15 protein-coding genes are annotated in these 12,286 nt (G+C 63.9%); all 15 read right to left on the minus strand.

The genetic code is table 11. From position 1 onward, the window contains the following. Positions 1–44: 44 nt before the first annotated feature. Positions 45–1,379, minus strand: a complete 1,335-nt coding sequence (hisD, locus tag BLS41_RS15820) for a histidinol dehydrogenase (RefSeq protein ID WP_074766052.1) — start codon at positions 1,377–1,379, stop codon at positions 45–47. A 94-nt stretch (positions 1,380–1,473) separates the two neighbouring features. Further along, positions 1,474–2,160, minus strand: a complete 687-nt coding sequence (gene hisG / locus BLS41_RS15825; protein WP_074766054.1) for an ATP phosphoribosyltransferase — start codon at positions 2,158–2,160, stop codon at positions 1,474–1,476. Continuing rightward, complete coding sequence (gene murA / locus BLS41_RS15830) at positions 2,157–3,419, minus strand: UDP-N-acetylglucosamine 1-carboxyvinyltransferase (RefSeq protein WP_074766056.1); 1,263 nt, start codon at positions 3,417–3,419, stop codon at positions 2,157–2,159. The genes hisG and murA overlap by 4 nt, the downstream gene beginning before the upstream one ends. Before the next feature lie 114 nt (positions 3,420–3,533). Next, on the minus strand, positions 3,534–3,773 hold the full coding sequence (locus BLS41_RS15835; RefSeq protein WP_074766058.1) for a BolA family protein: 240 nt from the start codon (positions 3,771–3,773) through the stop codon (positions 3,534–3,536). Positions 3,774–3,788: 15 nt separating this feature from the next. Next, on the minus strand, positions 3,789–4,544 hold the full coding sequence (locus BLS41_RS15840) for an ABC transporter permease (RefSeq protein WP_074766060.1): 756 nt from the start codon (positions 4,542–4,544) through the stop codon (positions 3,789–3,791). After that, positions 4,541–5,473, minus strand: a complete 933-nt coding sequence (locus tag BLS41_RS15845) for an ABC transporter ATP-binding protein (RefSeq protein WP_074766062.1) — start codon at positions 5,471–5,473, stop codon at positions 4,541–4,543. Before BLS41_RS15845 ends, BLS41_RS15840 begins: the two co-directional genes overlap by 4 nt. 169 nt (positions 5,474–5,642) lie before the next feature. After that, positions 5,643–5,939 (minus strand): STAS domain-containing protein, encoded by a 297-nt coding sequence (locus BLS41_RS15850; RefSeq protein ID WP_074766064.1) that lies wholly within the window; start codon positions 5,937–5,939, stop codon positions 5,643–5,645. Next, positions 5,936–6,568 (minus strand): MlaC/ttg2D family ABC transporter substrate-binding protein, encoded by a 633-nt coding sequence (locus tag BLS41_RS15855; RefSeq protein WP_074766066.1) that lies wholly within the window; start codon positions 6,566–6,568, stop codon positions 5,936–5,938. The genes BLS41_RS15850 and BLS41_RS15855 overlap by 4 nt, the downstream gene beginning before the upstream one ends. A gap of 114 nt (positions 6,569–6,682) precedes the next feature. Further along, positions 6,683–7,708: an MlaA family lipoprotein gene (locus BLS41_RS15860; RefSeq protein ID WP_074766068.1), complete on the minus strand. Its 1,026-nt coding sequence runs from the start codon at positions 7,706–7,708 to the stop codon at positions 6,683–6,685. A gap of 11 nt (positions 7,709–7,719) precedes the next feature. Beyond that, positions 7,720–8,265, minus strand: coding sequence for an outer membrane lipid asymmetry maintenance protein MlaD (gene mlaD / locus BLS41_RS15865; RefSeq protein ID WP_074766597.1), 546 nt, complete (start codon positions 8,263–8,265; stop codon positions 7,720–7,722). Between the two features lie 89 nt (positions 8,266–8,354). Then, positions 8,355–9,122, minus strand: coding sequence for a lipid asymmetry maintenance ABC transporter permease subunit MlaE (gene mlaE / locus BLS41_RS15870; RefSeq protein WP_074766070.1), 768 nt, complete (start codon positions 9,120–9,122; stop codon positions 8,355–8,357). Next, positions 9,119–9,940: an ABC transporter ATP-binding protein gene (locus BLS41_RS15875; protein WP_074766072.1), complete on the minus strand. Its 822-nt coding sequence runs from the start codon at positions 9,938–9,940 to the stop codon at positions 9,119–9,121. Before BLS41_RS15875 ends, mlaE begins: the two co-directional genes overlap by 4 nt. A gap of 94 nt (positions 9,941–10,034) precedes the next feature. Next, positions 10,035–11,138, minus strand: a complete 1,104-nt coding sequence (gene thiE / locus BLS41_RS15880; protein ID WP_074766074.1) for a thiamine phosphate synthase — start codon at positions 11,136–11,138, stop codon at positions 10,035–10,037. Further along, positions 11,135–11,974: a thiazole synthase gene (locus BLS41_RS15885; RefSeq protein ID WP_143026269.1), complete on the minus strand. Its 840-nt coding sequence runs from the start codon at positions 11,972–11,974 to the stop codon at positions 11,135–11,137. Before BLS41_RS15885 ends, thiE begins: the two co-directional genes overlap by 4 nt. A 30-nt stretch (positions 11,975–12,004) precedes the next feature. Beyond that, entirely contained in the window at positions 12,005–12,202 is a 198-nt protein-coding gene (thiS, locus tag BLS41_RS15890) for a sulfur carrier protein ThiS (protein WP_074766076.1), read from the minus strand. Positions 12,203–12,286 lie beyond the last annotated feature (84 nt).

The raw sequence follows: 12,286 nt of genomic DNA on the forward strand, positions 1-12,286 counted from the left end.
ACATCTTCTGCATCAGCTGCGCGGCGCCACGCCCGCTATTGGCATTAGCCGCGTTCGTTGTTGTTCTGCCGCATCCGGTATTCGGCGCTGCGGGCGTGCGCCTGCAAGCCTTCACCGTAGGCAAGTTCGGCGGCGATCTCGCCGAGCGTCTGCGCGCCTTCCGCGCTGACTTGGATCACACTGGAGCGCTTGAAGAAATCATAGACACCCAGTGGCGACGAGAACCGTGCGGTACGCGACGTAGGCAGCACGTGATTCGGGCCTGCGCAATAGTCGCCGAGGCTCTCACTGGTGTAGCGGCCAAGGAAAATCGCGCCGGCATGGCGAATCAGTTGACCCCACTGATGCGGTTCCAGCGCCGAGATTTCGAGGTGTTCCGGCGCGATTTCGTTGGCGATGGCGCAGGCTTCGGCCATGTCGCGCACCTTGATCAGCGCGCCCCGGTCTTCGAGCGACTGGCGGATCACGTCGCGGCGCGGCATGGTCGGCAGCAATTCGTTGATCGCGTCGTGGACGCGGGCGATGAATGCGTCGTCCGGACACAGCAGGATGGACTGCGCGAGTTCGTCGTGCTCGGCCTGCGAGAACAGGTCCATCGCGACCCAGCGCGGGTCGGTTGTGCCGTCGCACAGCACCAGAATTTCCGACGGTCCGGCGATCATGTCGATGCCGACCGTGCCGAACACGCGACGCTTCGCCGACGCGACATACGCGTTGCCGGGGCCGCAGATCTTGTCGACCGCCGGCACGGTTTCCGTGCCGTAGGCCAGCGCCGCCACCGCCTGCGCGCCGCCGATCGTGAACACGCGATCCACGCCGCCCAGCAGCGCAGCAGCGAGCACCAGCGGATTCTTCACGCCGTCCGGCGTAGGCACGACCATGACGATTTCACGCACGCCGGCCACCCGCGCCGGAATCGCGTTCATCAGCACCGACGACGGATACGCCGCCTTGCCGCCCGGCACGTAGATGCCCGCGCGATCCAGCGGCGTGACCTTCTGGCCCAGCACCGTGCCGTCGGCCTCGGTGTACTGCCAGCTATGGCTGCCGCACTCGATCTTCTGCTTCTCGTGATAGCCGCGCACTCGTGCCGCCGCCGCTTCGAGCGCCGCGCGGCGCTTCGGCTCCAGGCTTTCGAGCGCCGCGTCCAGTTCCGACATCGGCAATTCGAGCGCGCCGACGCTCTTCGCGTCGAGCCGGTCGAAGCGGTTCGTGTATTCGAGCACCGCCGCGTCGCCGCGCGCCTTCACGTCGGTCAGAATCTGCGCGACCGAGCGCTCGATTGCTTCGTCTTCGCTCGCCTCGAACGCGAGCACCGCGTGCAGCGACTTGTGGAAGTCGGGAGCGGTGGAATCGAGCTTGCGAATCTTGATAGACATACGTTATCCGTTTCGGTAAGGCGCGCCTGATAGCGGGTGAAGGACAGCGTGACCACGACCGGACCACGCTCGCGCCATCACGCCATCACGCCGCTCAGCCGGCTTGCGACGCGCGTTCGAACGCGTCGAGAATCGGCCGCAATGCGGCGCGCTTGAGCTTCAGCGCCGCCTGGTTCACAACGAGGCGCGACGAAATCTGCATGATCTCCTCCACCTCGACAAGATTGTTGGCACGCAGGGTATTGCCGGAGCTGACCAGGTCGACGATCGCGTCGGCGAGGCCGACCAGCGGTGCCAGTTCCATCGAACCGTACAGCTTGATCAGGTCGACGTGAACGCCCTTGGCGGCAAAATGCTCACGTGCGGTTTCAACGTACTTGGTCGCCACGCGCAGGCGCGCGCCCTGGCGCACCGCGTTCGCGTAATCGAAACCCGCCGCGACCGCGACCGACATCCGGCAGCGCGCGATATCCAGGTCGACCGGCTGATACAAACCGCCGCCGCCATGTTCGAGCAGCACGTCCTTGCCTGCCACGCCGAAGTCGGCTGCGCCGTATTCGACGTAGGTCGGCACGTCGGTCGCGCGCACGATGATCACGCGCACATTCGCGTCGGTAGTCGGCAGAATCAGCTTGCGCGAGGTTTCCGGATCTTCAGTCACTTCGATGCCGGCTGCGGAGAGCAGCGGCAACGTTTCTTCGAAGATACGCCCTTTCGACAACGCCAGCGTGAGCGGTGCGTTCACCGCCGGCGACGACGAAGTTTGCGGCATCGAACTCATGCCTGGCTCCCGGACACGCGACGCACTTTCGCGCCGATTGCGTTGAGCTTGGTTTCCATCCGGTCGTAGCCGCGATCCAGATGATAGATACGGTCGATCAGCGTCTCGCCTTCGGCGCGCAACGCAGCGATCACGAGGCTTGCGGACGCGCGCAGATCGGTCGCCATCACCTTCGCGCCCGACAGCTTCTCGACGCCGTTCACGAGCGCGGTATTGCCGTCGATCGTGATGCTTGCGCCGAGGCGATTCAGTTCCTGCACGTGCATGAAGCGGTTTTCGAAGATCGTTTCGACGACCTGCGAGGTGCCGTCCGCGATCGTGTTCAGCGCCATGAACTGCGCCTGCATGTCGGTCGGAAACGCCGGGTATTCGGACGTGCGGAACGTCACGGCGGCCGGACGCTTGTCCATGCGCACGCGCATCCAATCGTCGCCTTCGTCGATCGTGACGCCAGCTTCGCGCAGCTTTTCTGTCACGGCTTCGAGAATCAGCGGACGCACCTTGCGCAACGTGACGTCGCCACCGGCTGCGGCCACCGCGCACAGGAACGTGCCGGCTTCGATGCGATCAGGAATGACCGTGTGCTTCGCGCCGTGCAGCTTGTCGACGCCCTGAATCACGAGGCGATCCGTGCCGATGCCTTCGATCTTCGCGCCCATCGACACCAGCAGATGCGCCAGATCGCTGACTTCCGGCTCACGCGCCGCGTTCTCGATGACCGTCTCGCCATCGGCCAGCACCGCCGCCATCAGCAGGTTCTCAGTGCCCGTCACGGTGATCATGTCGGTGACGATGCGCGCGCCCTTCAGACGCTTCGCGCGCGCTTCGATGAAGCCGTGCTCGATCGTGATCTCGGCACCCATCGCCTGAAGGCCCTTGATGTGCTGATCCACCGGACGTGCGCCGATTGCGCAGCCGCCCGGCAGCGACACCCGCGCGTGACCGAAGCGCGCGACCAGCGGGCCGAGCACGAGGATCGACGCGCGCATGGTCTTGACCATCTCGTACGGCGCGACGACGTTGTCGACCTTCGACGCGTCCAGCGACACCCGCCCTTCGCCGCTCTCGATCCTCACGCCCATCTGGCCGAGCAGCTTGAGCATCGTGCGAACGTCCTGCAGATCGGGCACGTTCTCCAGATGCACCGGCTCCGCGGAGAGCAGCGCCGCGCACAGGATCGGCAACGCCGCGTTCTTCGCACCCGAGACGACGACTTCACCCGACAGCGGGTAGCCACCTTCAATGACGAGTTTATCCATGCCTGTCAGTTCCTGATCTGCCCGGCCATCAGCCTGGGCTGCGTTGACTTTTGTGTTCGACGCGCCGCTACCGGCGTCGCGTCCATCTTGAGTAATTCGCACTAAATTTCCAGATTACGCGTTCTGCCATTCGGCGGGCGTCAGCGTCTTCATGCTGAGCGCGTGGATTTCTTCGCGCATGCGGTCGCCGAGCGCCGCATACACGAGTTGATGGCGCTGGATCGGGCGCTTGCCTTCGAAGCTCGGCGACACGATGGTCGCGAAGAAATGCTGGCCATCGCCTTCAACCTGAAGATGCTCGCAAGCGAGTCCGGCGGCGATGTATTGCTTGACCTGTTCTGGAGTCGGCAACATGAGAGAAGCTCCTGATCAGTGGCGCAGTTTGTAGCCGGTCGCGAGCATGCGCATCGCGATCGCGGCCAGCACCACAAAGAAACCGGCGACGATCGCAAGGCTCACGAGCGGATTGATATCCGACATCCCGAAGAAACCGTAGCGAAAGCCGTCGATCATGTAGAAAAAAGGATTGAGCCGCGACACTTCGCGCCAGACCGGCGGCAGCGTGTGCGTGGAATAGAACACGCCCGACAGGAACGTGAGCGGCATGATCAGAAAGTTCTGGAACGCGGCCAGCTGATCGAACTTCTCGGCCCAGATACCGGCGATGAGGCCGAGCGTGCCAAGAATCGCCGCGCCGAAAATCGCGAACAGAATGATGTAAAGCGGCGCGGTGAAGCTGACCGGAATGAACCAGATCGTCACGATGAACACGCCGAAACCGACCGCGAGCCCGCGCGCGACCGCGGCGAGCACGTAAGCGGCGAACATCTCGTAGTGCGACAGCGGCGGCAGCAGCACGAACACCAGGTTGCCGGTGATCTTCGACTGGATCAGCGACGACGAACTGTTGGCGAACGCGTTCTGCAACACGCTCATCATCACGAGACCGGGGATCAGGAAGCTCGTGTATTCGACACCCGGATACACCTGCACATGGCCGCGCAACGCATGGCCGAAGATGGTCAGATACAGCAGCGCGGTGATGACCGGCGCGAGCACGGTCTGGAACGCCACCTTCCAGAACCGCAGCAGTTCCTTGTAAAACAGCGTACGAAAACCGCTCATGCAAGCCCCTCGATCACTTCCGGACCGTTCATCACCTGAACGAACACATCTTCGAGGTCGGCCTTGCGGACCTCGATTTCTTCGAACGTACAGCCCGCTGCGCGGCACTGCGCGAGAATCGTCTCGACTTCGTCGTAGCTCGACAGACGCAGCAGATGCTGACGGCCATTGCCGTTACCCGCGCCGCTTTCCACTTCGAGCGGGCGCAACTCGGCGGGCAGCACGCCCTGTGCGAAACGCACGAACAGTTGCATGCCGGCAAAGCGCTGCAACAGCGCGTTGGTGCGTTCGAGCGCGACCACCTCGCCGCGCCGCAGCATCGCAATGCGATCGCACAGCGACTCGGCTTCTTCCAGATAGTGCGTGGTCAGCACAATCGTGTGACCTTCGCGATTCAGGCGCGAGATGAATTTCCACAGCGTTTGACGCAACTCGACGTCGACGCCCGCGGTCGGCTCGTCGAGCACGATGACCGGCGGACGATGCACCAGCGCCTGCGCGACCAGCACGCGGCGCTTCATGCCGCCCGACAGCGCGCGCATGTTGGCGTCGGCTTTATCGGTGAGATCGAGATTGGCCATGATCTCGTCGATCCACGCGTCGTTGTTGCGCAGCCCGTAGTAGCCGGACTGAATGCGCAACGTCTCGCGGACGGTGAAGAACGGATCGAATACGAGCTCCTGCGGCACCACGCCGAGCGAGCGGCGCGCGTCGCGGAAGTCGGTCACCACGTCGTGGCCACGGACCGCGATGCTGCCTTCATCGGCGCGCGCGAGACCGGCGAGGATGCTGATGAGCGTCGTCTTACCCGCGCCGTTCGGACCGAGCAGTCCGAAGAACTCGCCTTCTTCGACCGTGAGGCTGACGCCCTTGAGCGCCTGCAAGTCCTTGTAGCGCTTCTTGACGTTACGAATTTCTATGGCTGACATGACTATGGGCCGCGTGGGACGCGGCGCCTAAAGGAGCCCTGAGGGGGCGCAAAAATGCTGGGAGAGACGAAATTGGGGCCGGTTAGATGCCCCAAAAAACGTTTGATTATAGGGCAAAAATCAGTGGCCCCGCCCCGCTTGGGGGATTGGGGATGACGCTAGTGAAGCGTCAATGTCGGGACGATGACAGAAGCGTATCGACGCCGTAGGCTTGCGCGAGACTGGCGAGACCAGCCGGCAGATTCACAATCTCAAACTTGATACCGCGTGCCTGGGCAGCGCGTTCCCACGCGAGCAGAACCGCCAGCGCGGACGAATCGAATTGCGCGAGCGGCGCGCAATCCACGCCGTTCGCGCCTGCCGCGATACGTTGCAAACCCGCCGCGAGCGCGGCTTTCGCGCTCTCGTGGGTGAGCGTCGCGCCGCTTTCGAAGCGGTTCGCGACGGGGCTCAGCACTTCGCTCACGACTGCTTGCCTGCGGCGAGTTGCTGGTTACGCTGCGTCAGGAACGCGATCAGTCCGTCCACGCCCTTCTGCTGGATCTGTTCGTTGAACTGTTGCTGATACGCCTGAATCAGCCATGCGCCGAGCACGTTGATGTCATACACGCGCCAGCCTTGCGGCGTCTTGTACAGACGGTAGTCGAGTTCGATCGGCGAGCCGTTGTTCATCACGACCGAGCGCACCACAGTGTCGGTGTCGTCCGGATTCATGCGGAACGGCTTGTACTGGATCTGCTGGTCGCGCACCTGAGCGAGCGCGCCCGAGTAAGTGCGGATCAGCAGCATCTTGAACTGTTCGACGACCTGGTCCTGCTGCGCCGGCGTGGCGCTGCGCCAGTTACGGCCCATCGCCAGTTGCGTGGTGCGGCGGAAATCGGTGTACGGCAGGATCTTTTCGTTGACGAGTTTGGTGATGTGCGAGATGTCGCCCTGCTGGATCGACTTATCGCTGCGAACCGCGTCGATCACCTGTTGGGTGACGGTCTTGATCATACCGTCAGGCGAATTGCTGTCGACAGTTTGTGCCGATGCACCGCCACTGACAAACGAGAACAACGCAGCAAACAGCGGAATCAGGAAGAATTTTTTCATATCGAGCCTTGCCTTAAAAATAGTGCAACCGTTTGAGCCGACCTTACCACGCGAGTTCGACAGCAATCCATGCGCAAACTGCGAGAGTCGTATCGATCTGTTACGGCTGCACGTTTAGCGCAATTTGAATGACGGAAAGTTGAAACGCTGCGGCGGAACCAGCTGGCCGGCCGGAATCTGCGTCGTTTCGGGGCCGCCGTTCAGGTCGAGCGGCGGCGTTTCCGCGCTGCCGGACACGGCTTCCGGAGCCTGCGCATTGCTGCCGGTTTCAGGCGCGCCAGTCACCGCGCCCGATGCCGGAGCCGGCTTTGCTGCAGCACCCGCCGTGCCCGCCGCCGCAGCGGCCGGTGCGCCGGCTGCGCCGCCGTCGACGTCGTCGTACTTGGGCAGAGGCGCTTCGTCGTCGTAGTTCGGCAGCGCCTGCGATTGCGGGTTCCGGCTGCCGTTGGACAGCAGATACTGGCGACGCTGCAGATACGCATTACGCACGAACGAATATTTGTCGAGCGCCGCGCCTTCCAGCACGTCGCTCGCGTTCAGCAGATTCGCGCGCGTATTGACGATATTCACGCCGTACAGTGCCCAGCTCAGCCCGTCCGGGTGGATGTAGCTCAGCGGATTCACATAGTAATTGCCGATCGAACCCACGGCATCGCGGACGGTACTCGGTCCGAACAGCGGCAGCACCAGGTAAGGACCCGCCGGCACGCCGTAATGACCGAGCGTCAGGCCGAGGTCGTTGTCGTGCTTGGGCAGCTTGGCCAGCGTCGCCACGTCGAACAGACCGCCAACACCGAACACCGTGTTGATCACGATCCGCATGATGTCTTCGACACCGTCGGTGATCTTCAACTGCAGCAGGTTGTTCGCCGCGATGTAGACGTCGCCGATGTTCGAGAAGAAGTTCGTCACGCTGTCGCGCACCGGCTGCGGCGTGAGCCACACGTAGCCTTTGGCGACCGGCTTCAGCGCGTACTGGTCGACCTTGTCGTTGACCGTGAAAATGGTGCGGTTAAGGCCTTCTAACGGATCGCCCTTGGTCGGCGTCTGCACTGTCGTGCAGCCGGCAAGCAGCGCCGCGGCTATCGCCACTTTGCCCAGCCGAAAGGCGCGCGCGCCCCCGATACGTGTGGTCAGCATTCTTATTCTCCTTATTGGCCGGCGGCGCCGGAAGCAGGCAGACCCGGCGCCGGAGCCGGAGCGGCCGGCGCGGGCGCCGACGCACCAGGTTTCGATGCACCCGAATCCGCGGCCTTGCTATACAGAAACTGTCCAATCAGATTTTCCAGCACGATGGCCGATTGCGTCATCGAGATCGTGTCGCCCGCTTTAAGCATTTCGGTGTCGCCACCGGGTTCGAGCCCGATGTATTGCTCGCCGAGCAGACCCGACGTCAGGATCTTCGCGGACGTGTCCTTCGGAAACTGATATTGCTTGTCGAGATCGATCGTGACAACGGCCTGGTACGCATTGCTGTCGAAGCCGATCGACGCGACCCGGCCGACCGTCACGCCCGCACTCTTCACAGGCGCGCGCGCCTTGAGTCCGCCGATATTGTCGAACTTGAGTTTGACCGGATACGTTGCCTGGAAAGACAACGAGCTCATGTTGCCGGCCTTCAGCGCGAGAAACAGCAACGCCACGAAACCCAGCACCACGAACAGGCCGACCCAGAAGTCGAGAGCAGTCTTTTTCATCGTCATCCCAAAGTGAATCCGCCACGCCGTCGACGCTTTCCGCCGGGCGCCCCGCTATCGGACCCCGGACGAAAACGTGCAGCGCAGTCTTAGCTGAACATCAATGCAGTCAGCAGAAAATCGAGCCCGAGCACCGCGAGCGACGCGTACACGACGGTTTTCGTCGTGGCACGCGACACGCCTTCCGGTGTCGGCTTGGCTTCGTAGCCTTGAAACAGCGCAACGAACGTCACCGCGAGGCCGAACACCACACTCTTGATGACCCCCGCGCCCACGTCGCGCCACACGTCGACGCCGCCTTGCATTTGCGACCAGAACGCGCCTGAATCCACGCCGATCAGCAGCACGCCCACCACATAGCCGCCGAACACGCCGACCGCGCTGAAGATCGCGGCGAGGATCGGCATCGAGATAATGCCCGCCCACAGGCGCGGCGCGACCACGACCTTGACCGGGTCGACGGCCATCATTTCCATTGCCGTGAGTTGCTCGCCTGCCTTCATCAAGCCGATTTCCGCCGTCAGCGACGTGCCCGCGCGGCCGGCGAACAGCAGCGCGGTCACCACCGGCCCGAGTTCGCGCACCAGCGACAGCGCGACCAGCAGCCCCAGCGCCTGCTCGGAGCCGTAGCGGTTCAGCGTGTAATAGCCTTGCAAGCCGAGCACGAAACCGACGAACAGCCCCGACACGGCAATGATCACCAGCGAATAATTACCTACGAAGTGGATCTGCTTCGTGACAAGACGCGGACGGCGCAGCAACGGGAAAAATTCGAGCAGCAGCCGCAGGAAAAACCGCGTGGCATAGCCGGCCGTGCCCAGCCCGCCGATCACCGAGCGACCGATCGCACTGATCATGACTGACCTCCGCCGATGCCGAAGTCCGCCGCCAGCGGCGTCTTGCTCGGGTAATGGAATTTGAACGGGCCGTCGGGCGCGCCGTCGATGAATTGCCGCACCGTCGGATCGGTCGACGCGCGCAGTTCGGCGGGCGTGCCTTCAGCGTGAACGCCGCCGTTGGCGAGAAAGTAGACGTAGTCGGCGATCGCGAACGATTCCGGCACGTCGTGCGTAACCAGGATCGACGTTGCGCCAAGTGCCTGATTCAGCGCACGAATCAGGTTCGCGGTAATGCCGAGCGAGATGGGATCGAGACCGGCGAACGGCTCGTCGTACATCATCAGCTCGGGATCGAGCGCGATGGCGCGCGCCAGTGCGACACGCCGCGCCATGCCGCCCGAAATCTCCGACGGCAGCAGATCGCGCGCGCCACGCAGACCGACCGCGTTGAGCTTCATCAGCACGAGGTCGCGCAGCAGATCTTCGGGAAGATCGGTGTGTTCGCGCAATGCGAAGGCGACGTTTTCGAACACCGACATATCGGTGAACAGCGCGCCGAACTGGAACAGCATGCCCATCTTGCGGCGCAACGCGTACAGGCCGTCACGCGTTTGCCGGCCGATGTCCTGGCCCTGAAACAGGATCTGGCCACGCTGCGCGCGCACCAGACCGCCGATCAGGCGCAGCACCGTGGTCTTGCCGCACCCCGAGCCGCCCATGACCGCGACGACCTGGCCGCGCCTGAAGCGCAGATTCAGGTTCGACAGGACGAGCCGGTCGGCATAGCCGAAGTCGACGTCGCGCAGCTCGAGTAAGGTCTCGGGGGAGGAAGACACGAAACTGACAGTCCTTTTACACGGAAGGCCGAATTATAGGGCCATCATGCAAATGCTGCCGTGAAGGGCCCTGTCCCTTGACGAAGTCTGACGATTATTGCGTAAACCCTTGTTGCAGTGCAGAAACGGCAGCCGCCGGATCGGACGCTTCGGTCACGGCCCGCACCACCGCCGCGCAACCGACGCCTGTGGCCAGCACCTGCGGCAAAACCTGCAGGTCGATTCCGCCGATTGCCACCAGCGGCACCACGCCGTCCAGGAGGCGCACGTAACGGGCGAGGCGCTTGAGGCCTTGTGGCGCCGTCGGCATGACCTTTGTCGTCGTCGGGAAGACTGCGCCCAGCGCGATGTAGCTCGGCCGGAAGTGCAGCGCCTTCAGGATTTCGTAGAAACCGTGCGTCGACAGACCCAGCCGGATGCCGGCCTCGGCCAGCGCCGACAGGTCTGCGGTATGCACATCTTCCTGACCAAGATGGACGCCGTAAGCGCCCGCCTCGAGCGCCGCCCGCCAGTGATCGTTGATGAAAACCTGCGCGTCGTGCGCGCGGCCGGCGGCCACGCTACGAGCGATTTCGTGCTTCAGTTCGTCGGCGGGTTCGGCCGCTTTGTGGCGCAACTGAACCGTCTTCACGCCGAAACCGACCACCCGCTCGACCCACTCGGCGGTCGGCAGCACCGGATAGAGACCGAGCCGGTCCGGGCAGCGCGGAAACGCCTTCGCCGGTGCAGCCGGCAAGCCGGTAAGACGCGGAAAGCGTGTGATATCGGCCGGGAATGCATCGTCTGCGCGGGTTTCGTCGCCGTCGCGCCAGGCGAGTGCCAGCACCAGCGCGTCATGCGGATCGAAACCGCAATCCAGAAACGCAGCCAGCGCGGCAATCCAGTCTTCCGCCAGATGGCCTTCGAGACGATACGTCTCACCGCCCAGATGCAGCGCGGCCTTGCCTTGCGCGGCTTCGATCACGCCCGCGCCCTGCACCTGCCAGCGCGCCACCTGCTCGCCGTGCTGCTGGGCGTCGGCGATCACGATCAGGTCGCCGCCGTTCGATGCGTCCGGCGCGCTCAGGCAGATGCGCCACGGCGCGTGCGTCGGCGGCCAGTCGCCGAGACGGGCGCGGATGCGCTCGGCGGCTTCGGTGAGTTCGTCGGCTGGCGGCCAGAACAGGTCGCGGTCTTTCAATGCCAGTGTTTGCGTCATGCGGCGCTCCCGTCTTGGTGCCAGAACGGCATGCCGACCACCGGCGTGCTCGCGTGTGCGCTTTCGCGCTCGGCCATCGGCCCCGCCAGATAAGCCTGGCGGCCCGCTTCGACACCCAGTGCAAAGGCGCGCGCCATCGCATCGGGGTGCGTGGCCTGCGACACCGCCGTGTTCAGCAACACGCCGTCGAAGCCCCACTCCATCACCTGAGCCGCGTGCGACGGCACGCCGAGCCCGGCGTCGACGATCAGCGGCACGTCGGGCAGACGCTCGCGCAGCACGCGCAAGCCGTACGGATTGATCACACCCTTGCCGGTGCCGATCGGCGCGCCCCACGGCATCAGCGCTTCACAGCCGGCGTCCAGCAGACGGCGGCCGATCACCAGGTCTTCGGTGCAATACGGCAGTACCTTGAAGCCGTCCTTGACCAGTTGCGCAGCCGCTTCGATCAGGCCGACCGGGTCGGGCTGCAGCGTGTAGTCGTCGCCGATCAGTTCGAGCTTGATCCAGTCGGTTTCGAAGATTTCGCGCGCCATGTGCGCGGTCGTCACCGCTTCGCCGACCGTCAGGCAGCCGGCCGTGTTCGGCAGCAGCGGCACGCCGTGGCGCTTGAGCAGGTCGAAGAAACCGGCTTCGGCGCCGCCTTCGTTCATCTGACGGCGCAACGCGACGGTCACCATGCCGGGGCGCGCGGCGTCGATCGAATCGGACAGCGATTGCAGCGACGGATACCGCGACGTGCCCAGCAGCACGCGGCTTGCGAAGGTCTGGCCGTAGAGCGTGAGCGCGTCGGCGGTTGAAGCCGTTGCAGCAGTTTGGGGGGAAGTCATTTGCATAGTCTTTGTCTCCGGCAAGGCGTGGCGGGTTTAGCCACCGGCCACGGGTTGCACGACATCGAGCCGGTCGCCCGGCTGCAGCGCGCGCGCGGCATGCTGGGTGCGCGCGACGAAATCGCCGTTCAGCGCGACCGCGAACGGCGGACGCGCGCCGAACGCGGCGAGCGCATCGGCGACAGTCGCGCCTTCGGGCAACGACAACGGCTTCTGATTGATATGAATGTCCATGGTGTTCGAATACGGTTCAGGCAGGTTCTATCGATGACGGAAGCGGCACAGTGCATCGCGCAAAACGCCTATGACGCGCAACGC

This window comes from Paraburkholderia fungorum, from assembly GCF_900099835.1.
GTDB classification, from domain to species: domain Bacteria; phylum Pseudomonadota; class Gammaproteobacteria; order Burkholderiales; family Burkholderiaceae; genus Paraburkholderia; species Paraburkholderia fungorum_A.